Origin of the sequence: Bradyrhizobium jicamae (assembly GCF_001440395.1) — a bacterium.
Classification (GTDB): domain Bacteria; phylum Pseudomonadota; class Alphaproteobacteria; order Rhizobiales; family Xanthobacteraceae; genus Bradyrhizobium; species Bradyrhizobium jicamae.
In genome coordinates this window covers 1-20,147 of sequence record NZ_LLXZ01000227.1, presented here as the reverse complement: position 1 = coordinate 20,147, position 20,147 = coordinate 1, and the positions used below count along the sequence as shown (strand labels likewise).

Below are 20,147 nucleotides of genomic sequence, written 5' to 3'. Positions count from 1 at the left end.
CAGTTCTCAGTCGGGAATCATATAGCGCATCGGGGGTTCGATAACCACCCCGGAGCCTCCAAGGGGAGCTGTTTTTCCGCTCGTTTTTTCATGGACTTACGGCATCGCAAGGCGGTTTTTCGGCCGCTGCTGGAACGGCCATTTCCGGGCCGGAACGAAGTCGCGAAAACGGTGCTGTGTTACCTCTCTTCATGAGCCGAAAACCACCGCATGCATGATCCGTCCCGGCAGGAAGGTGAACACGCCGGCGACGATCAACGCGCCGAAGAAGATCGAGATCATCGCCTTCTTGTGAGCGCCGACATTGTGCCGGCGGGCATGCAGCACCGCGAGCACCAGCATGATCGGCGCGAAGATCGAGAGCAGATGGATCGGGCTGAACGGTCCGACCAGGCGGATCTCGTGGATCCAGAACGAGCTGATCGCAACCGTAAACATCAGCAGCACCCAGATCCAGCCGATGGTCCGGTGCGGCAACGTCCCCTTCGGTGCGGCGAACTGCACGATGCCGAGCGCAAACGCCGCCATCGCGGCGAAGGCGTGCAGCGGGATCGTTCCAGGGGCGTCCAGCAGAGGCGCGAGGCTCATGGCGGGCGCTCCAGATCCGGTTGGCGTTCGGGGCCAGGAGCAGCTTTACGTGAAATACCTCATGTAAATATTAAGAACATACGGCCGGGCGAACCGGCCGCACGCTTGGATCGCAATACGCGACAAGTGCCTTCAGCCGAAGTGCCGCTCTATTTTGCGGCGTAGGTCACGACCTCTATTTTGTGACCGTCTGGATCGCGAACGAAGGCTCCGTAGTAGTGGGCATCATAGGCCGGCCGCAGCCCCGGGGCACCACTGCCCCTGCCACCGTGGTCCAGTGCCGCTGCGTAGAATCGATCGACCATCGAACGGTCTTCCACGGCGAAGGCGATGTGAGAACCATTGCCAACGGTTGCAGGTCTTCCGTCAATCGGAACCTGAACGCTGAAGTGAAACGTGCCGCTTCCGTAACCCAGGCCACCCTCGTCGTCGGCCATCAGCATTATGCCGACGATGGGCAGAACGGCGTCATAGAAACGCTTCGAGCGCCCAACATCATTCGTCCCTACCGAAACATGGTGGATCACAGCGGTCTCCGTTTTCACCTTGTTCGATAACGGCAGCTTCCGCTGTTTGCTCCCTCAAAGCCCTATTTCCGCTTTCCACCAACCTCGGTCATTCCCGTTAATGAGTTCACAGCCTAGAACGGGATGTCGTCATCCATGTCGCTGTTGCGGCTGCCGGCCGCTACCGCCCGACGCGGCGCCGAAGAGACCGGACCGCTGGAGCCGAAATCGCCCGAGTCGTCGGAGCCGAAGCTGCCGCCTCCGCCGCCGCCGCGTCCATCCAGCATGGTCAGGGTCGAGTTGAATCCCTGCAGCACGACCTCGGTTGAGTATTTCTCGACGCCGCTCTGGTCGGTCCATTTGCGGGTCTGCAGCGCGCCCTCGATGTAAACCTTGGCGCCCTTCTTCAGATACTGCTCGACAATCTTGCAAAGCGGTTCGGAGAAGATCACGACGCGGTGCCACTCGGTCTTTTCCTTGCGCTCGCCGGTGCCCTTGTCGCGCCAGGTCTCCGAGGTCGCGATGCTCAGATTGGCGATCGGCCGCCCGTCCTGTGTGCGCCGGATTTCCGGATCCTTGCCCAGGTTTCCAACCAGAATCACCTTGTTCACACTTCCCGCCATCGCCGCTCTCCACTCGATATCGCAGGCAAAAATCACTGGCCCGGCTGCTACCGCCGGGCGTCTTCAATTCTTGACCTGTCGCTTGACCTGTCGCCTGTCCGCTTTCTGGACATCCGACCCGACCCTATACGCTCGCAGGCCCCGGTGACTTGGCGATCCCTCGCCACTCAGCGGTTATCCACATATAGCATCGCCCGGCCGAACGTTCCAGCTTTGTTCCCATCAATATGCCACCACGACTGGGCGCGACATCACAACCTTTGAGCGATTCCCGGGGACCCACGGGAGACACGAAATCGCCACAAATGGAACCCGAAAGTTCCCCGTCCGGTTCCAATTATACCAGCCTAATCATGATGTTGTGCATATAACTTGGGTATCGCCTGTTGCAGGCGGGACACGCCATTTCTGCGCGAGTCGCGATATAGAATACCTATCGGCGCGGGCGTTCGCGTCATCACGGCAACGCTTCGGGACCAACAGGAAGCGGGCAAGAGCTGGAGATCAGAGGATGAAGAAGTTTCTGTTAGGTACGGTTGCTCTCATCGCGTTTGCTGCGCCTGCAGCGGCCGCCGACCTCGCCGCACGCCCCTACACCAAGGCGCCGCCGGCACCGGTCGCGGTTGTGTACGATTGGAGCGGCTTCTACATCGGCGCCAACGGCGGCTGGGGTTCGAGCCGCAAGTGCTGGGATCTCACCGCTGACGCTATCGGTCCTATCGTTCCGGCTTTCGCCGAAGGCTGCCATGATGCAACCGGCGGCACCGCGGGCGGTCAGCTCGGCTATCGCTGGCAGGCCGGTACCTGGGTGTTCGGTCTTGAAGGCCAGGGCAACTGGGCCGACTTCCAGGGCAACAATGTGAGCCTGTTTGATCCGACGCTCCGCAACGAGTCGCGCATTGATGCGTTCGGCCTGATCACGGGCCAGGTCGGTTGGGCCGCCAATAACGTTCTGTTCTACGTCAAGGGCGGTGCGGCCGTTACCGGGGATCGTTTCCGCATCCGTGATGCTGCCACGGGCATCGTGGTTGCCACCACCGGTGACGACACCCGCTGGGGCGGCGTGGTCGGCGCGGGCCTCGAATTCGGCTTTGCCCCCAACTGGTCGGCCGGCATTGAATACAACCACCTGTTCATGCAGGACCGCACCCACGACTTCATCACCAACGTAGGGGGACTCGCCTTCGGCAGCGATCGCATCCGCCAGGACGTCGATCTCGTCACCGTGCGTGTGAATTACCGGTGGGGTGGCCCGGTGATTGCGAAGTACTGATCTACGCCTTCACCGAAGATGAAAAGGCCGGCCTTTGCGCCGGCCTTTTTGTTTGGTTGTATCTCGACAAGGTCGATGCCCGCCACGGTTGCAGGATACCTACATTTGCCGCGGATGTGGTTTTTCGGCGACAGCATTTTGCGGCGACATGGCGCTATATGCCGAAGCAACCTCAAATTGACGGCTGAGGAAATTGTTGCGTTGGAGCCGCGAAAGGAAAAAGAAAGTGAAAAAGTTTCTGCTGACCACCACCGGTTTGATCGCGCTTGGGATGGCGCCTGCGATCGCCGCCGATCTTCCCGCACGGGGCTACACCAAGGCGCCAGCCGCCGCGATTGCGATCAATAACTGGAGCGGCTTCTACCTCGGTGCGATGGGCGGCTACGCCCAGGAGAACACGTCGGGCCTTGGTACGCTGAGCGGCGGATTCGCTGGCGGGACCGCCGGCTACAACTGGCAGATGGGCAACCTTGTCCTCGGTCTCGAGGCCGACGGCGCTTGGGCGGACGTGGGCGCGAATGTGGGCCTCTTCGGGGGACTCGCCTCGGTCGACTACACGATCCGCTCGATGGGTACCGTTCGCGGCCGGGTCGGTTACGCCTTCGATTCCGTGCTCGTCTACGGCACCGGCGGCTGGGCCTGGTCCAACAACCGCTTCACCGCAACCGCGCTCGGCCTGAGCGTCTCGGACGATCGCTTCCACTCGGGCTGGACCCTCGGCGCCGGTGTCGAGGTCATGTTCGCACCGAAATGGTCGGTCAAGGCCGAGTACCTCTATAAGAGCCTCGAAGGTGGCACCTATTTCGGCAACGCTGTCCCGGGCGGCGTTCAGGTCGGAACGATCAACCTGAACAGCGTTCAGGTCGGCGTGAACTACCACTTCTAAGTGCATGATCCGGAAAAGCTGATAGCGCTTTTCCGAAAGGATCATGCTCAAACAAAAGCTTTCAGCCTTCCTGCTGAAACTGTATGCGCCTCCGTTCCAAAATCCGGAACGGAGGCGTTTTCTTTTGCGCAGTTCCGTCCCACGCTGCTGACGTCTGCTGCCAAATGGCTGATGACGCAAAACAATCCGTTGATGATTCGCGCGCGGCACTGGATATTCCTCCTCGTTCTTCCTATGTTCCGACTTTCAATCATCGGCGCCTGATCCCGGTTCGCTCCGGCAAATGCGCGCCCAACGCGGCGCGCGACAAGCGCGCCTGGAAATGCCGATATGGATGAAGTGCTAAGGGCGAAGCGCCAACAGAACGCCGGCTCCGCATCGCGTGCGATCACCATTCGTGGTGCGCGCGAGCACAATCTCAAGAACGTCGATCTCGAGATTCCCCGCGACAAGCTCGTCGTGTTCACCGGTCTCTCCGGCTCCGGCAAATCCTCGCTCGCCTTCGACACCATCTATGCCGAGGGCCAGCGCCGCTACGTCGAATCGCTCTCGGCTTATGCGCGCCAGTTCCTGGAGATGATGCAGAAGCCTGACGTCGACCAGATCGACGGCCTGTCGCCGGCGATCTCGATCGAGCAGAAGACGACGTCGAAGAACCCGCGCTCCACCGTCGGCACCGTCACCGAGATCTACGACTACATGCGTCTCCTATGGGCGCGCGTCGGCGTGCCATATTCACCGGCCACGGGGCTCCCGATCGAAAGCCAGACCGTCTCGCAGATGGTCGATCGGGTGCTGGCGCTGCCCGAAGGCACCCGCCTCTATCTGCTGGCGCCGGTCGTGCGCGGCCGCAAGGGCGAGTACAAGAAAGAGCTCGCCGAATGGCTCAAGAAGGGCTTTCAGCGCGTCAAGATCGACGGCACGTTCTATGAGCTGTCGGATGCACCGACGCTGGACAAGAAATTCCCGCACGACATCGACGTCGTCGTCGACCGCATCGTGGTCCGTCCCGATCTCGGCCAGCGCCTCGCCGAAAGTTTTGAGACCGCGCTGAAACTCGCCGAAGGCCTGGCCGTGATCGAATATGCCGATGCCCCTGCGGGCGCGGCTGAAGAGAAGAAGTCCGACAAGAAGACCGCAAAAATCCATGACAAGAGCGGGCCCGAGCGGATCCTGTTCTCGGAAAAATTCGCCTGTCCGGTTTCCGGTTTCACGATCCCCGAGATAGAGCCGCGGCTGTTCTCGTTCAACAATCCCTATGGCGCCTGCCCGGCCTGCGGCGGGCTCGGTGTCGAGCAGCATATCGACGAGGACCTCGTCATCCCCGACAGGGATTTGACCTTGCGCAAGGGCGCCATCGCGCCCTGGGCAAAATCGTCATCGCCCTATTACATCCAGACGCTGACCGCGCTCGGCAAGTTCTACAAGTTCACGCTCGACACCAAGTGGAAGGACCTGCCGAAGAAGACGCAGGCAGCACTGCTGCACGGCTCCGGCGACGACGAGATCAAATTCTCCTACGAAGACGGCGTCCGCTCCTACGACACCAAGAAGCCGTTTGAGGGCGTCATCACCAATCTCGAGCGCCGCTACCGCGAGACCGAGAGCGAATGGGCGCGCGAGGAGCTGGCAAAATATTTCTCCGATATTCCCTGCGCGGGCTGCAACGGCCATCGCCTCAAGCCGGAGTCGCTCTGCGTCAAGATCGGCGGCAAGCACATCGGCGAAATCTCGGAACTGTCGGTGAAGCGCGCCGGCGAATGGTTCGAGAGCGTGCCGAAGGCGCTCAACGCGCAGCAGAACGAGATCGCCACGCGCGTACTGAAGGAGATCCGCGAGCGGCTGTCCTTCCTGCTCGATGTCGGCCTGAATTACCTGACGCTGTCCCGCTCCTCCGGCACCCTCTCCGGCGGCGAGAGCCAGCGCATCCGCCTGGCCTCGCAGATCGGCTCCGGGCTGACCGGCGTGCTCTATGTGCTGGACGAGCCCTCGATCGGCCTGCACCAGCGCGACAATGCGCGGCTGCTGGAAACGCTGAAGCGGCTGCGCGACCTCGGCAACACCGTGATCGTGGTCGAGCATGACGAGGACGCGATCCGCCTCGCCGACTACGTGCTCGACATCGGCCCGGGCGCCGGCATGCATGGCGGCCACATCGTGGCGCAGGGCACACCCGAAGAGGTGATGAAGAACCCGAAATCGCTGACGGGCAAATATCTCACCGGCGAATTGTCGGTGGCGATCCCCGAGCGCCGGCCGCCGAACCATCGCCGTACCATCAAGGTCGTCAACGCCCGCGGCAATAATCTGAAGAACGTCTCGGCGGAAATTCCGCTGGGCCTGTTCACCTGCGTCACCGGCGTCTCCGGCGGCGGCAAGTCGACGCTCTTGATCGACACGCTCTACCGCGCCATCGCGCGAAAACTCAACAACGCCAGCGAAGGCGCCGCGCCGCACGACCGCATCGAGGGGCTGGAGCATATCGACAAGATCATCGACATCGACCAGTCGCCGATCGGCCGCACCCCGCGCTCGAACCCCGCGACCTATACCGGCGCCTTCACGCCGATCCGCGAATGGTTCGCAGGGCTCCCCGAAGCCAAGGCGCGCGGCTACGAGCCCGGCCGCTTCTCCTTTAACGTCAAGGGCGGCCGCTGCGAGGCCTGCCAGGGCGACGGCGTCATCAAGATCGAGATGCACTTTTTGCCCGACGTCTACGTCACCTGCGACACCTGCAAGGGCAAGCGCTACAACCGCGAGACGCTCGAAGTCCTGTTCAAGGGCAAGTCAATCTCGGATGTGCTCGACATGACGGTGGAAGAAGCCGCCGAGTTCTTCAAGGCCGTCCCCCGCGTCCGTGAGACGTTCAAGACGCTGCACCGCGTCGGCCTGGATTATATCCACGTCGGCCAGCAGGCGACGACGTTGTCGGGCGGCGAAGCCCAGCGCGTCAAGCTGGCCAAGGAGCTGTCAAAGCGCGCCACCGGCCGCACGCTCTACATCCTCGACGAACCCACGACCGGGCTTCATTTCCACGACGTCGCAAAACTTCTGGAAGTGCTGCACGAGCTGGTCGCCCAGGGCAACACGGTGGTCGTGATCGAGCACAATCTGGAGGTCATCAAGACCGCCGACTGGGTCATCGACCTCGGCCCCGAAGGCGGCGACGGCGGCGGCGAAATCGTCGCCTGGGGCCCACCGGAAGACATCGTGAAAGCGCCGCGGAGCTATACGGGGAAGTTTTTGGCCCCGGTGTTGAAGAAGGCGGATGGGAAGCCGAGGAAGAGCAGCAGCGCGAGCGAGGCGGCGGAGGGATTATCCTTTTGCTGCCTCGATGAAGTGCTAGGACCATCAGGCCTTCGCGAACTAGAGGATAGTCTTGCATTTCCTAGAAAAGGTGCATAGGCGGCCGGGCATGTACATAGGCGATACCGACAACGGTTCGGGATTGCACCACATGCTTTTCGAAGTCGTGGACAACGCGATCAACGAGGCTCTGGCAGGGCACTGCAGTTGCGTTGAAGTGGCATTGAATGCCGGAGGATCAGTGACGGTGCGCTATAACGGTCGCGGCATTCCTACCGATACCCATCCGAGCGAAGACATTTCGGCGGCCGAGTTCATCCTGACTCGCCTCCACGGGGCCGCCGGCGTGTTCTCACAAGACACGCTCAATGTGCCAAGTTTATTGCACGGTGTTGGCATAGCAGTAGTAAACGCGCTTTCGAAAGTGCTCGATTTGCGCATTTGGCGCAACGGCAAGGAATACTTCATGCGTTGCCGTATGGGTGAACCCGACGCGCCGATAGCCGTAGTCGGCACGGCCGACCAGTCGTCTGGAAATTGGCGCCGCGGAACCGAGATCACATTTCTTCCGAGCAGCAAGATATTCACGAAAACCGAATTCGATTTCATCACAATCGAGTACCGTCTTCGTGGCCTCGCCTATCTCAATGCCGGCGCGACGATTGCGCTCAGCGACAGGCGAGGCAGCGAAAACAAGGAGGTCGTCCTCGACCTTTGACGATGACTTGCAGCGCGTCGTGCGGATTAGCCAAGCGTAACCCGCCACACCTCTCCGCCATCTCTACCGCCTGAGAAACGCCCCGAACGCCCTTGGCCCGTCGCCGACCTTGATCTCGCCTGTCACCTTCAGCTCGACCGCATCGATCACGCTGATCGAATTGCTCTCCCAGTTCGCGACAATGACGCGCCGCCCGTCTGACGTGGCCGCGATGCCTTCCGGGTAGTCGCCCACGGTGATGCGCTTGAGCGGCGCCAGCGTAGCGAGATCGAACACGGTGACGGTGCCGTCATACTGGTCGGTGACGAAGCCGCGGCCCTGGGCCAGCGCGACGGCATAGGGGCGCAGGCCGGTCTTCACACGGCCAATCTCGCGGCTCTCACCGATATCGATCACCGAAACGTCGTTCGATCCGACATTGGCGGTGTAGGCGCGACGGCCTTCGGCATCGATGGTGATGCCAAACGGGCGCGCTCCGACTTTGATGACCGTCCGCCGCTCGCGCGTGGCGGTGTCGATGACGGAGACGCTGTCGGCGTCGCGGTCCGCGGAGAGCAGCAGCCGGCCATCCGGCGTCACCGCAAGCCCCGACGGCGAGGCGCCGACCGTGATATTTGCGATCACGCGCTGCTCTTTGGGGTCGACCACCCGCACCGAAGCGGCGTACCAGTCGGCGACATAGATAGTGGCGCCATCAGGCGTCACGGCGACACCGAGGGGACCGCCGCCGACGTCGATCTTGCCGACGATCCGACGTGCGGCGGCATCGAGCACTGTCAGCGCCTTGGTGTCGGGGCTCGTTACATAGGCGAAGCGCCCATCCGGGGTGATGGCGACGCCCGCCGGCTTGCCGCCGATCGCGATGGTCGCGACCGGCTGCAAGGATGTGAGATCCACGACCGTCAGGTTTTCGCTGAGCTGATTGGTGACAAATGCTTCCTCGGCCCTACCCTGCCCGGCCAAGGCCGAGCCGATGCCGGCAGCGAGCGCCGCTAGGGCAAGGGCCCGCACGATCAGCTTCCGCTCTCGACCTTCTTCTTCAACGCCTCAAGGCCCGCGCGATAAAGGCCGCTCACGGCCTTGACCGCGGCCTCGTCGCTCAGCTCCGGCGGCGGGTCGTTGTTGGGAAAGCCGCGATAGAACGCGCCGGCCCACTCCAGGCTGCTGCCCTTGCCGTCGGCGCTGGGCGTAACCGTCAGCGTGGACGAATAGTTGGTGACCGGCAGCACCTTCACGTCGACGGCGGTGATCCGGTAGGAATAGGTCATCTTCTCGGCATCGTATTTGTAGAGTTCCTCATCGACCGTCGCGCCATCCGCCAGCGTCAGCCGCCGCGTGGCCTCGATCGCGTTGCCTTTCGCGCCCTCGGTCTGGCTGACCGGCTGCAGCCAGCTCATGTCCTGGAAATTGCCGATCACCGCCCATACCTTGGCCGGCGGTGCGTTGATCTCGATCGATTCCCGCACCTTCTGCCGGGTCGGCCCGTGCGCCCAGGCGGTTCCGATTACCGCCAGCGCCGTCAGCACAGCGCCCACCCTCGCTATCGTCACCCTCATGTCGTTTCCCCAATGTTTCGTTGGACTCGCGCCGGCGCGCGTTGGCGGTCGCGCAACGCATTTTCGTGCCAAAGAAGGCTGGTTCGTGGCGCTGCCGAGAAACGATAATGCGGGATGGATGGAGCGACCTGTTTGCCGAAAGCGATACCCATCGCGCTTTTGCGGCGCGAACGACGGCCGCATCGCGCCGTTCGGGAACTCAGGAGCCCGCAGCCGCGAAATGCCGTCCTACACCGTCCAGTAATGCGGATGCGGCCGTGAGCGGTCACCCCAATCGAAGGCTTCTTCATCGAGCTCGGACGGGCCTGCGCGCAAATCCTCCAGCGTCACGTCGGATTGGTAGGCCTGACGCGCGGAATCAAATCGAAGGGCGTCCCAGCGGATCGGACAATGATGGTGGCTGCCGAGCAGCCCGCCGGTCTTGATCACGGCGTAGGCAACCGTTCCGCTTACCTTGTCGAGCATCAGCCGCTCGATCGAGCCGAGCCTTGTGCCGTCGCGCCCGTACACGCTTACATGCTCGACGCGATCGCTGGGCACCAGGGTATGAGGCATGGCGTCCTCCCTGTCTTCCCTTGTTCGGTCGATATCATAGCATAAGCGGGCTCGTGATGGATGATCTGCTCTGCGACAAAGTCTCCCGCGGTGTAGGATGGGCAGAGCGCAGCGAAACCCAACACCCCACACAAAACAGCACCGTCCCTATTCTGCTGCGGTTGCCGATGGCGCCAGGAACTCCGGCGGCACCCGGTCCGTCAGCCAGACGCCATTGTCGGCGAGGTAGAACTTGAAACCATTCGCGTGCATGGCAAGGGTGTCGACCTCGAAGATGTACGGCTTGCCATGTCGCTGCCCCACACGACGGGCCGTCGCTTCATCGCGGGAAAGATGCACCTGCTGGCGCGCCTGCGGCTTCAGTCCCTGTTCGATGATCGCCTCGACAAACCGCGTCGCCGTCCCGTGATACAGCACGGCCGGGGGCTCTTTGGGCGACAATCCTAGTTCGACCGACACGGAATGCCCTTGGGCCGCCCGAATGCGCAGTCCGTCCGGCGAGACCGAAAACCGTTTCTTGTCACTGGTCTCGACGACGTGGAGCAACTCTGTCCGGCCGAACTTCGTGCCGGCGGCATTGGCCTTGTCGATCAACGCTTCAATGCTGGCCCACCCCTGGGAATCCAGCACAAGCCCGATCGCATCCGGCTTGTGACGCAGGACGAGGCTCAAGAACTTGCTTAGCTGGGTCTGATCGATCGACATCTACCACCGTGTATACGATGGCACGACATCCAACCAGCCCATGTCGGATGGGTGGAGCGAAGCGATATCCGTCGCCTCTTGCGAATGCCGGATTTCGCGCTATTCCGTCCGACTTCCATCGTCAACACCGCGTGGTCGGATCATTGAGAAGCACCTCGAGAAAATAACGGCACGCCTCGTCTTCATCGGGAAACTCACGAACGGCGTTCATATTCCCGCGCTCGTAATAATAGGTGCGCCAAACGCCTCCACTTCTTTCCAATCGGTATTGCTCGTCGTCGGTCCCAATTCCCTCGATACTAAACGCGCGCGACCGCACGCCACGATCTGACAAAATTCCTTGTAGTTCCGCGATGTCCATTAAGGCAACGCCCTCACTCCTCAATCGCCGCCTGCACGAACCCGTCAGGGTCATCACAAAACTCGCGCATGACCTTGTAGTGATCGGTCTCGCGCACCGTCACCGGCTCCAGCCCGTATTTCGTCAACCGCAGCAGCGTTGCGTTCGGGTACGCCATCAGGACAGGCGCGTGCGTGGCCATGATGATCTGGCAATGGCCGATCTCGTCCATCCGTCGCATCAGTTTCAGAAACTCGATCTGACGCGCTGGCGAGAGCGCGGATTCCGGCTCGTCGAAGATGAAGATGCCCTGCCGCTGGCAGCGCTCTTCGAAGAAGCGCAGAAAGCCTTCGCCGTGGGAATGGGAGAGGAAGTCCGGTGGCGGCGGGCCGAACGGGTCGTCGAGCGCGGCCTTGTCCAGATATCTCGCGACCGAGAAGAAGCTCTCCGCGCGGAAGAACCAGCCGTTAGTGATCCTTGGCAGCCAGCTTGCCCGCAGCGCCGCCGAGAGGCCGCCGCCCATCTTCTCCAGCGCGTCGGTGTGGTCGACCGGCATGTACCCCTTGCCGCCGCCCGCCTCGTCGTAGCCTGCGAGCGCGGCGATGGCCTCCAGCAGCGTGGACTTTCCTGTCCCGTTCTCGCCGACGATGATGGTGATCGCGCGCTCAAAGCTCAGTTCGAAATCGTCGCGCAGCAGCGGCAGGCAGAACGGATAGGCCTCGCGATCCGTGATCCGCGACGGCTCGAGCCAGATGCGCTTGAGGTACGGCGCCGGCAGGTTGATTGGGCGATTGCGTCTGGAAGCCATGAGCTCGGTTCTCGGGAAACAAAAATCATGCGTTACGGTTATACAGTCAATGCTGTACAATCCTAGATGGCACGCCACCCAATGCAAAGCGCCGCTTATACAATCTTCCGTAACGCCATCCTCGCCGGGCAGCAGGTGGTCTGCCGCTACGGCGGCCGCAGCCGCGAACTCTGCCCGCATATCATCGGCACCAACCGGCGCGGCGAAGAGGTCGTGCTGGCGTGGCAGTTCGCCGGCGAAAGCAGCGGCCCGCTGCCGCAATGGCGCTGCCTGAGACTCGGCGAGGTCAGCGACGCCCGCATGCGCGCAGGCCGCTGGCACGAGGGCGGCTCGCACCGCACGACGCAGACCTGCGTCAGCGATATCGATCTCGACATCAACGTCCACGTTCGCAAGCGCAGGTGAGACCATCGTTAGCAAACGTAGGGCGGGCAAAGCCAACGGGTCGCGCGAATGCGCGCCCGATGACAGGCTTCGCATGCCCACCATCGAGCAGCACGATTGGTGATGGATGGTGGGTACGTCGCTAACGCTCCTTTGCCCACCCTACGGACTGTGGATTGCTTCGCTCGCAATGACCTGGATGGGCCGATGCGCAGCCACACTCACACGTGTGCAAACACCAACAACCTCGATCGATCTAACGCAATCGCGTCATCTCTCGCGCATATCGAGAACGTATTCCACGCTACACGTCGCCGCATCGCCGTCGAAATAGCAACCTGTCCGCGCCAATGAGCCGACGCGCTTCGGTCCAATTTTTGCCGGCATACATGTCGTATGGTTAATCCTGCGAACGACGTTTTTACATCCGCTCAAACGTCGCTTGCATACGACTCCTTGAGGGCGCGTTCGCGCCTGCTTCCAGCACATTACGTCACCATGCCGGTGCAATCGGTCCGTTTATGGGGCCCGCAGGGGATTATACGAGTGTTCAACTACAGGGGACAAACAATGAAACGACTACTTCTAGCTGCTGCGGCCCTACTCTCGGTCGCGACCGCGGCATCGGCCGCCGACCTGCGGGCGCGGCCCTACGCCAAGGCGGCGCCCCCGGCGGCGGTGGTTGCGGCGTATAACTGGTCCGGCTTCTACATCGGCGCGATGGGCGGCTACGGTTCGGAGACCGATGCGGGCAGCGGCGGCTTCGGCGGCGGCACGATCGGCTACAACTGGCAATTTCCCGGCAGCCAGTTCGTCTTCGGTATCGAAGTCGACGCCGCCGGCGCCAGCATCAAGGACAGCGTCACCGAGGATTTTGGCGGCGGACTTCTGGTCACGTCGGAAACCAAGATCAACTCGTTTGGCAGCGTGACCGGCCGCGCCGGTTTTGCGATCGATGCAGCCCTGCTCTACGCCAAGGGCGGTTATGCCTGGGCCAACAACAAGGCCTCGCTCTCAGCGGTTGGCGTTGGGGCGTTTTCCGACAGCCAGACGCACACCGGCTTCACCATCGGCGGCGGTCTTGAATACATGTTTGCGCCGAACTGGTCGGCCAAGGGCGAATACATGTTCACCAGCCTCGGCAGCGAGACCTACAATTTCGGCGGCATCCCGGCGGATTCCGGCACCATCGACCTTCACACCTTCAAGGTCGGCGTGAACTATCACTTCAGGTGAGCCGATAACTGCAAACTGCGCAGGGTGGGCAAAGCGCAAGCGTGCCCACCATTCAGCATGACGCTGTTCGAGAGAGGGTGGGCACGGTGCAAACGCGCCTTGCCCACCCTGCGACCTCACGAAGAACTCAAACCACTTCCAGCACCAGCTCCATCGTCATCAGCACCGGATTGTCGCCGCGCATCAACCGGCCCTCGGCGATGCCGCCGAGATAATCGACGAGCGCGATATCGATCTCCGCATGCAGCGTGCCGTCGGCGCCGGGTGCGATCGCACCGGCCTTGATCGCAAGCTCGGTCGCAAACGGCACCACCGTTCGGCCGTCGGTGAAATGTGCGCCGATGGTGGAGCCGACGCCGCCGTGAATCCGCGCCCGCAAAATTCCATGCTGCCGGCAGAAGGTCTCCAACGCTGCGGCAAAATCCTGATTCGGTCGTAGCCGCAGCGCAAACGCGCGACTCTCGGCCTTCACATTCGTGCCGGCGCGCGCGACCGGACCAAATAATTTGAAATTGGTCTCGGGATCGGGCTCGGCCGTGAAGACGGCGCCGTCGATGCCGAACGCTTCCACCGCAAACGATTCGGCGACGACGCTTTCCTCCGGGAGGATGTGGCCGCCGTGCGGATGGCCGTCGGTCTCGGTCCACAGCCCGTGGCAATGAAAGAACGGCGCGCCGTCGCGCTCGCCGAGCGTCATCGCCCCACACTTCAGCCGCGTGATGCCGGAGGGCCGGTACGTGTCGCTGTAGAACGCAGCATTGGCACCGGTCTTCGACAGCGCCGGCATCACATAGGCGAACGGTCCGAGCGCCCCTTCCCGCATGCTCAGCACGCCGCCGGAAAATCCGGCCTCGGCAAAGCCGCGGCGCGCGGCCTCCAGCAGCGGCACGCCGGCCTCGAGCGTGAACGAGAACGCCCGCCCCCGCGCTTCGACCCATTGGATGCGTTCAGGCGCGCGCGGCCCGGGCTGCTCGATGCTGCGCATCGCCTCAGCTACCCGTCTTTGAAATGAGCTCAAGCAACCCTCGCGCTTCCAGTTCATCGCGGACCAGCCGCTTCGGAATCTTGCCGTAGCCGGATTTCGGCAGCGCCTCCCAGAAGAAGAAGCGCTTCGGCATCTTGTAGCGCGGCACCTTCGGCGCCAGGAATGCGGCAAGCTCCGCTTCGCTCACGGCGCCAGCGCCCTCGCGCGCGACACAGACGGCAACGCCGACCTCGCCCCAGAACGGGTCGGGCACGCCGAGCACGGCGACCTCGCCGATCGCGGGATGGGTGAGAATCTTCTCCTCGACCTCGCGCGGATAGATGTTGGAGCCGCCGGAGATGTACATGTCCGAGGCGCGGCCGGTGATGTAGACAAACCCCTCCTCGTCCATGTGGCCGAGATCGCCGGTACGAAACCAGCCGTCGCGAAACGCCTTCGCGTTGGCCTCGGGGTTATCGTAATAGCCGGCGAACACGGCGGGGCCGATCACGCAGATCTCGCCGGTCTCGAAGGCCTTAAGTTCACGCCCGTCATCGCCCTGGATCGAGACCTGCATGCCCGTGCGCTCGAAACCGCAGGTGCCGATGCGGGCCTGCGGGCTGTCCTCGACGTCGTGCAGATTGGCCGGCATCACGGTGATATTGCCGGTGACTTCGCCGAGCCCGAAATACTGCACCAGCACCTTGCCGAGCTTGTTCAGCGCGGCCTTCTGGTCCTCGCGATACATCGGTGCCCCGGCGTAGATGACGAAGCGCAGCGAGGAGTGATCGAACTTGTCGACCGCGGGATGCTCGACCATCATCTTCAGAATCGTCGGCACGGTAAAGATGTTGCTGACGCGATGCGCCTCGATCAGACGGAACGCCTCGGCGATGTCGAATTTTTCCGAAGGCAGCAGGATGGTCGGCACCCCGCGCGCGGCCTGCACGAGCTGGTGCACGCCGGCGCCATGCGACAGCGGCGCGACCACCAGCGAGGCATCCGTCTCCGTCGTGCCCGGCATCAGGTCGGCGAGATGATTGGTCACCACAAACGCCATCTGGCCGTGGGTGAGGACGGCTGCCTTGGAACGTCCCGTGGTGCCGGAGGTGAAGAAGAACCAGCAGGGATCGTCGTAATCGACCGCTGTATTCTCGATCCTCGCGCCGGCCTGCGCCGCGATCACGTCACTCACCGCCCGCTCACCGAAGGTACCCTCGCCGATCCGCCAGATGAATTCCAGCGCGGGATTGGCAGCCGCCGTGGCGTGATCGGGGAAGTCGCCATGGCACAAAAACGCCTTGGCGCCGGAGGCGCTGGCGAGATAGGCGACCTCGTCCGGCATCAGGCGGAAATTCGTGGGCACCCAGACCGCGCCGAGGCGAAAGGCCGCGAACATCGACCAGAACATCTCGTCGCAATTCTTGGAATGGACCAGGATGCGGTCGCCCTTGACGACCCCGCGCGCGGCAAGGCCCGCCGCCAGCGCCGATACCGCCGAATCGATCTCGCGCCAGGTCCAGGATTTGTCGCCCCAGATGAAACCCGTGCGATCGCCATGGCGGCGGGCATTCTGTGTCAGCAGATGCGCGAGATTCATCACCCGACGCGACATCCGCGCCAGCCCGCCGCGCGGGTTGGCCATGGTCTCCGTGCCGGTCATCGCAGGACCGCCCAGGGGTCAAGCAGGGGACGCCAATCAACGGTTACGCATCGCAGCACGGACATCGAACACCTCATTCGAACGATAGCAAACACCGGGCGACTAATTGTCAGCCGCCACCGTCATGCGCACCATGGTCCAGCCAGGCTCTCCCGTCCATAACCCGACCCAACGATTTGAGGAACCAAATGATTTCCCGCCGAAACCTGATCGTATCGGGCGCAGCCCTCGTGCTGGCCACTGCCCTGCCGCACCAGGCGTGCGCCGCTGACGATCCCGCCGGCATTCTCACGGCGGTCTATACCCGCGTCGCCAAGGGCAAGGGCGATGGCGGCGGCACCTTCGTGATCGAGAACAAGGCGGCGAAAGCAAAATATCTGTCGAAAGCGCTGATCGCGCTGTGGGCCAAGGCGGACGCGCGCACGAAAAAGGGCGACGGCGGACCGGTGGGGTTCGACCCCGTCACCAATTCACAGGATCCGGACGTGAAATCGTTCAGGGTGGCTGCCGAGAAGCAGGATGGCGACAAGGCGACCGTCGCCGTCACGATCGAGGCCCATCAGCGGGATACACGCGCCAACCCGGCCGACAAAACCATCCGCTACGATTTCGTCCGCGAGGCCGGCCAGTGGAAGATCGACGACATCAAGGGCGCCGTCGATGGCGGCCCGTGGTCGGTTCGCGCGCTGCTCGTGGACTCATTCAAGTACTAGAGTCCGAGGAAGCCAAGGCCAGCCAGTCAATTGGCCTGCCAGTCAACGAACCGGCAGGCCGCCCCCCTTACTGCGGATGGTTGGCCAGTTCCTGGTCACTCAGGCGCCAATCCTGCCAGAGCTGGAGCGCGCCCAACAAGACGACGATTCCACCGAGCGTGGCGTGCCAGATCCTGAGCGTCTCATCGCCGGAATAGCCAAAGATGAAGGGTGAGGCGATCAGCCAGAGGCCAAGCACGATCTCGCCCACCTCCTCCCAGCGCTGCAGTGCGACATATTCGAGCTGGGCCAGTCCGAAGATCAGCATGCCGACCACGAACGTATTGAGGATCATGGTGCTGCGCTCGGCATCCATCACGTCATGACTGGAGAACGGAAACCACGGCGAAACCACGATCAGCACGCCAAGGAGCATGCCTAACCAGTCTTCCCATGTTCGATGTTTACTGAAGAAATGAATGCCTGACATTGTAGACCTCCCCTTGAAAAAAGAGGCATACGTCAGCAGCCGCGATCACAGCATTTCCGATCTCGAACCGGACCCGGCCGCCTCGGCGGCGTATGTCATCCAAAAGACGTAGGAACGCAGCCACGGGCCGCAAGGCCCGCCTGCAAAGATCCTTGCGAGCGAAAACCGCGTGTCAGCTACTGCGCCGCACCCAGCCGCTGCAGGCTCTCGCTGGCGGTACGCAGGTTGGGGCTGATCTCCAGCGCCTTGCGGAAATCCGCAATCGCGCCTGCCTTGTCGCCGAGCCGCATCCTGGCCTGGCCGCGATTATTCCAGGAATAGGCATCGGCCGGGTCGTATTGCAGCGCCTTGTCATAATCGGCCAGGCCGCCCTTGGTGTCGCCCTGGAACAGCCTGATCATGCCGCGGTTGCGCCAGCCGCGCGCATCCGTCGGCGCCATCTTGATGGCCTCGCCGTAGTCGGCCGCGGCGCGGTCAAGCTGCTCGCTGTCGCGATAGACATTGCCGCGGTTGATGTAGGCCAGCATGCTGGGTCGAAGCTTGATCTCGGTGGTGTAATCCGCAGCCGCACGGGTCATGTCGCGCTTGCGGTGATAGGCATAGCCGCGATTGCCGTAGGCGATGGCAAGCGTCGGACTGTGCTTGATGGCGGCGCTGAAATCGGCGATCGCGCGATCGAGGTCGCCCTTGTTGAACCAGGCGTCGCCGCGGTTGTTGTAGGCCAGCGCGAACGCAGGATCGATGCGGAGCGCTTCGTCGTAGTCGGCCATTGCGCGGTCGAGATCGCGCTTGAAGGCGTAGACGCGGCCGCGATTGGTGAGTGCGCAGGCTGAGGTCGGATCGAGCCGGATCGATTCATTGAGGTCGGCCAGCGCGGCATCGAGTTGCCGCTTCTCGGTCAACCCATGACCGCGGAAGCAATAGGCGGCAGCCAACCTCTTGCCCGTCTCGCGCCTGGCGTCGATGACGGCGTTGCACGCGGCCACCTTGCCGTCCGGCGTCGTGGTGGTGCTGACGCAGGCCTGCCAGGTCTGGTCATCTTCTGCGGATGCGACGGGTGGTTGCGCCGATGTCAGGGCTGCGCCGAGCAGCGAAACGGTCAGGCAGGTCAAGATACGCATATCAGGCAATCCCCAGCGAGCCAGCTCCCCCTTCGTCGCCGGTTTGCATCGGCGGGTTCATGTCCCTACATGAGAGGACGAACCACGCCAGGAATCGCCCGCATGACCGCCGTCCGCGACAACAAGGCTCAAAACCGCTTCGAATTGGACGTCGAGGGCGCCATGGCGTTTGCGAACTATCGCGTCACGCCCGCGGCGGTCATCATCACCCATACCGAAACGCCCCGGGCATTGCGGGGCCGCGGCATCGCTTCCGAACTGGTCAAGGGCGCGCTCGAACTGATCCGCGCCGACGGACGCAAGGTGATCGCCGGCTGCGGTTTCGTCGTGGATTACTTGCGCAGAAATCCGGAATTCGCCGATCTGACGGGGTGAGCCAGCTGCGTAAATCGCCGTCGTCCCTGCGAACGCAGGGACGACGGCGACAGGTGTGGCCCGCTCACGTAATCCGGATCGACATGTCCGGCAGGCCCTCGAGCTTGCACAGGATCACGTCGCCCTTCACCACCGGACCGACATTTTCCGGCGTGCCGGAATAGATGATGTCGCCGGCCTTGAGTTCGAAGGCTTCCGAAAGTTTGGAGATCTGCTCGGCCACGTTCCAGATCATGTTCTGCAGGTTGGAGTTCTGCTTGACCGTGCCGTTCACCGCCAGCGAGATCGCGCCCTTGGTGAAGTGGCCGGTCCTGGCTGCGGGATGAATTGGTCCGAGCACGGCGGAGCGATCAAAGCTCTTGCCGATTTCCCATGGCTTCTTCTCGTCACCCATCGCCCGCTGCAGATCGCGCCGCGTCATGTCGAGGCCAAGCGCATAGCCGTAGACATGGTCGAGCGCCTGCTCCGGCGAAATGCTGGTGCCGCCGGATTTCAGCGCCGCCACCAGTTCGACCTCGTAGTGATAGTTCTTGGTCAGTGTCGGATAGGGATGATCACCGACCGTACCTATCGCGACATTCTGGATCGCATCGGTCGGCTTCTGGAAAAAGAACGGGGGCTCGCGATTGGGGTCGGAGCCCATTTCGCGGGCATGTGCGGCATAGTTGCGGCCGATGCAATAGATGCGCCGCACCGGAAACACGTCGGTCTCGCCCACGATCGGAATGGTCGTCGTGCCAACCGGGAAGATCGATTTCGGGCCGGCTTGCGCGTCGGCCACGCTGCTCTGCACCGCGGTGCCCGCGAGCGCCAGCGCGCCGGTTGCCAAAATGGTTCTGCGATCGAAATTGCTCATCGGCGTCTCCTTGTATTTTGTATTTTTCTCTTGTTGCCGGACGCGTATCTACCGCCTTTTCAAGCCGAAGTAGACATGTTTCGCGCGTTGTGCATTGCGAAGTTGAAGCGCACGGTCTTCGCCGATCGGCGCGCCATCGCCAAAACAAAAAGGCCCGCGTCACCGCGGGCCTTTCAGATGGATCTGAACGAAGCTCAGTGCTTGATATCAGGCGGCAGCTTGCCGCCGTTGGCGGCCAGCTTGGCCATGACCTGCTTGTGCAGCCAGATATTCATGCTGGCGGAGTCGTTGCTGTCGCCGGTGTAGCCGAGCTCTTTCGCGAGATCCTTACGCGCGGCAAAGCTGGAATCGATGTCGAGCGCTTTCATCAGATCGACGATCGAGGTGCGCCACGCCAGCTTCTCGCCCTTGGCAGCGACTGCCTTGTCCAGGATGGGCGCGACGTCGACCGTCGCGGCGACCGGTGCGGCGGCGGCCCCGCCGGACGATCCGGCCCCCGCAG

Annotated in this window: 24 protein-coding genes and 1 pseudogene; 10 read left to right on the top strand and 15 right to left on the bottom strand. The window is 62.6% G+C overall.

The annotated features are described in order from the left end of the window. Nucleotides 1-189: 189 nt before the first annotated feature. The 3 genes from CQ12_RS40230 to CQ12_RS40220 form a co-directional block, all read right to left on the bottom strand. Complete coding sequence (locus CQ12_RS40230) at nucleotides 190-588, bottom strand: DUF2306 domain-containing protein (RefSeq protein ID WP_057840766.1); 399 nt, start codon at nucleotides 586-588, stop codon at nucleotides 190-192. 149 nt (nucleotides 589-737) lie between these two features. Next, nucleotides 738-1,115, bottom strand: a complete 378-nt coding sequence (locus CQ12_RS40225) for a VOC family protein (RefSeq protein WP_063799901.1) — start codon at nucleotides 1,113-1,115, stop codon at nucleotides 738-740. A 113-nt stretch (nucleotides 1,116-1,228) separates the two neighbouring features. After that, nucleotides 1,229-1,717 (bottom strand): single-stranded DNA-binding protein, encoded by a 489-nt coding sequence (locus CQ12_RS40220; protein ID WP_057840764.1) that lies wholly within the window; start codon nucleotides 1,715-1,717, stop codon nucleotides 1,229-1,231. Nucleotides 1,718-2,228: 511 nt separating this feature from the next. On the opposite strand from CQ12_RS40220, the gene CQ12_RS40215 reads away from it, so the two are divergent. The 5 genes and pseudogenes from CQ12_RS40215 to CQ12_RS40195 form a co-directional block, all read left to right on the top strand. Beyond that, nucleotides 2,229-2,990, top strand: a complete 762-nt coding sequence (locus CQ12_RS40215; protein ID WP_057840763.1) for an outer membrane protein — start codon at nucleotides 2,229-2,231, stop codon at nucleotides 2,988-2,990. Nucleotides 2,991-3,216: 226 nt separating this feature from the next. Then, nucleotides 3,217-3,876, top strand: a complete 660-nt coding sequence (locus tag CQ12_RS40210; protein ID WP_057840762.1) for an outer membrane protein — start codon at nucleotides 3,217-3,219, stop codon at nucleotides 3,874-3,876. Beyond that, complete coding sequence (locus CQ12_RS40205) at nucleotides 3,877-4,140, top strand: hypothetical protein (RefSeq protein ID WP_057840761.1); 264 nt, start codon at nucleotides 3,877-3,879, stop codon at nucleotides 4,138-4,140. Nucleotides 4,141-4,206: 66 nt separating this feature from the next. After that, complete coding sequence (uvrA, locus tag CQ12_RS40200) at nucleotides 4,207-7,281, top strand: excinuclease ABC subunit UvrA (RefSeq protein ID WP_430642307.1); 3,075 nt, start codon at nucleotides 4,207-4,209, stop codon at nucleotides 7,279-7,281. Further along, nucleotides 7,250-7,879, top strand: a pseudogene (locus CQ12_RS40195) (ATP-binding protein); the annotation flags it as partial. The gene uvrA and the pseudogene CQ12_RS40195, both read left to right, overlap by 32 nt. Nucleotides 7,880-7,963: 84 nt before the next feature. Here CQ12_RS40195 and CQ12_RS40190 read toward each other — a convergent pair. The 6 genes from CQ12_RS40190 to CQ12_RS40165 form a co-directional block, all read right to left on the bottom strand. Then, complete coding sequence (locus CQ12_RS40190) at nucleotides 7,964-8,911, bottom strand: YVTN family beta-propeller repeat protein (RefSeq protein WP_057840759.1); 948 nt, start codon at nucleotides 8,909-8,911, stop codon at nucleotides 7,964-7,966. 2 nt (nucleotides 8,912-8,913) lie between these two features. Further along, on the bottom strand, nucleotides 8,914-9,456 hold the full coding sequence (locus CQ12_RS40185; protein ID WP_057840758.1) for an SRPBCC family protein: 543 nt from the start codon (nucleotides 9,454-9,456) through the stop codon (nucleotides 8,914-8,916). A gap of 228 nt (nucleotides 9,457-9,684) precedes the next feature. Beyond that, nucleotides 9,685-10,011 carry a PRC-barrel domain-containing protein gene (locus tag CQ12_RS40180; RefSeq protein WP_057840757.1) on the bottom strand — a complete coding sequence of 109 codons (327 nt, stop codon included), beginning with the start codon at nucleotides 10,009-10,011 and terminating at the stop codon, nucleotides 9,685-9,687. A 147-nt stretch (nucleotides 10,012-10,158) separates the two neighbouring features. Continuing rightward, nucleotides 10,159-10,716 carry an RNA 2'-phosphotransferase gene (locus CQ12_RS40175; RefSeq protein ID WP_057840756.1) on the bottom strand — a complete coding sequence of 186 codons (558 nt, stop codon included), beginning with the start codon at nucleotides 10,714-10,716 and terminating at the stop codon, nucleotides 10,159-10,161. Nucleotides 10,717-10,837: 121 nt separating this feature from the next. Then, the gene (locus tag CQ12_RS40170) at nucleotides 10,838-11,077 is read right to left on the bottom strand and encodes a hypothetical protein (RefSeq protein WP_057840755.1); all 240 of its coding nucleotides are present in this window, start codon (nucleotides 11,075-11,077) and stop codon (nucleotides 10,838-10,840) included. A gap of 13 nt (nucleotides 11,078-11,090) precedes the next feature. Continuing rightward, nucleotides 11,091-11,864 carry an AAA family ATPase gene (locus CQ12_RS40165; protein ID WP_057840754.1) on the bottom strand — a complete coding sequence of 258 codons (774 nt, stop codon included), beginning with the start codon at nucleotides 11,862-11,864 and terminating at the stop codon, nucleotides 11,091-11,093. A gap of 81 nt (nucleotides 11,865-11,945) precedes the next feature. Between CQ12_RS40165 and CQ12_RS40160 the strand changes: the two genes are divergently transcribed. Both CQ12_RS40160 and CQ12_RS40155 read left to right on the top strand, forming a co-directional pair. Beyond that, on the top strand, nucleotides 11,946-12,269 hold the full coding sequence (locus CQ12_RS40160; RefSeq protein WP_057840753.1) for a hypothetical protein: 324 nt from the start codon (nucleotides 11,946-11,948) through the stop codon (nucleotides 12,267-12,269). A 549-nt stretch (nucleotides 12,270-12,818) separates the two neighbouring features. Then, nucleotides 12,819-13,484: an outer membrane protein gene (locus CQ12_RS40155; protein ID WP_057840752.1), complete on the top strand. Its 666-nt coding sequence runs from the start codon at nucleotides 12,819-12,821 to the stop codon at nucleotides 13,482-13,484. 127 nt (nucleotides 13,485-13,611) lie between these two features. Here CQ12_RS40155 and CQ12_RS40150 read toward each other — a convergent pair whose 3' ends face one another. Together CQ12_RS40150 and CQ12_RS40145 are read right to left on the bottom strand one after the other, a co-directional pair. Then, nucleotides 13,612-14,469 carry a PCC domain-containing protein gene (locus CQ12_RS40150; protein WP_057840751.1) on the bottom strand — a complete coding sequence of 286 codons (858 nt, stop codon included), beginning with the start codon at nucleotides 14,467-14,469 and terminating at the stop codon, nucleotides 13,612-13,614. A 4-nt stretch (nucleotides 14,470-14,473) separates the two neighbouring features. Continuing rightward, a complete protein-coding gene (locus CQ12_RS40145) occupies nucleotides 14,474-16,111 on the bottom strand; it encodes an acyl-CoA synthetase (RefSeq protein ID WP_083519699.1) in 1,638 nt (545 codons plus the stop codon). Between the two features lie 188 nt (nucleotides 16,112-16,299). Between CQ12_RS40145 and CQ12_RS40140 the strand changes: the two genes are divergently transcribed. Next, nucleotides 16,300-16,824, top strand: a complete 525-nt coding sequence (locus tag CQ12_RS40140) for a DUF3828 domain-containing protein (protein ID WP_057840750.1) — start codon at nucleotides 16,300-16,302, stop codon at nucleotides 16,822-16,824. Nucleotides 16,825-16,891: 67 nt separating this feature from the next. On the opposite strand, the gene CQ12_RS40135 is transcribed toward CQ12_RS40140, so the two are convergent. After that, nucleotides 16,892-17,293 carry an SPW repeat protein gene (locus CQ12_RS40135; protein ID WP_057840749.1) on the bottom strand — a complete coding sequence of 134 codons (402 nt, stop codon included), beginning with the start codon at nucleotides 17,291-17,293 and terminating at the stop codon, nucleotides 16,892-16,894. Between CQ12_RS40135 and CQ12_RS47340 the strand changes: the two genes are divergently transcribed. Beyond that, complete coding sequence (locus CQ12_RS47340) at nucleotides 17,283-17,405, top strand: hypothetical protein (protein WP_283807442.1); 123 nt, start codon at nucleotides 17,283-17,285, stop codon at nucleotides 17,403-17,405. The genes CQ12_RS40135 and CQ12_RS47340 overlap by 11 nt on opposite strands. A gap of 64 nt (nucleotides 17,406-17,469) precedes the next feature. Here CQ12_RS47340 and CQ12_RS40130 read toward each other — a convergent pair whose 3' ends face one another. Then, on the bottom strand, nucleotides 17,470-18,414 hold the full coding sequence (locus CQ12_RS40130) for a tetratricopeptide repeat protein (RefSeq protein WP_057840748.1): 945 nt from the start codon (nucleotides 18,412-18,414) through the stop codon (nucleotides 17,470-17,472). A 102-nt stretch (nucleotides 18,415-18,516) separates the two neighbouring features. Here CQ12_RS40130 and CQ12_RS40125 point away from each other — a divergent pair, with 102 nt between their 5' ends. After that, nucleotides 18,517-18,789, top strand: coding sequence for a GNAT family N-acetyltransferase (locus CQ12_RS40125; protein WP_057840747.1), 273 nt, complete (start codon nucleotides 18,517-18,519; stop codon nucleotides 18,787-18,789). 64 nt (nucleotides 18,790-18,853) lie between these two features. Here the strand turns inward: CQ12_RS40125 and CQ12_RS40120 are convergent, their stop codons facing one another. Next, complete coding sequence (locus tag CQ12_RS40120; RefSeq protein ID WP_057840746.1) at nucleotides 18,854-19,645, bottom strand: fumarylacetoacetate hydrolase family protein; 792 nt, start codon at nucleotides 19,643-19,645, stop codon at nucleotides 18,854-18,856. A 194-nt stretch (nucleotides 19,646-19,839) separates the two neighbouring features. Further along, nucleotides 19,840-20,147 (bottom strand): DUF3597 domain-containing protein (locus CQ12_RS40115; RefSeq protein ID WP_057840745.1); only part of this gene is annotated, 308 nt, incomplete at its 5' end.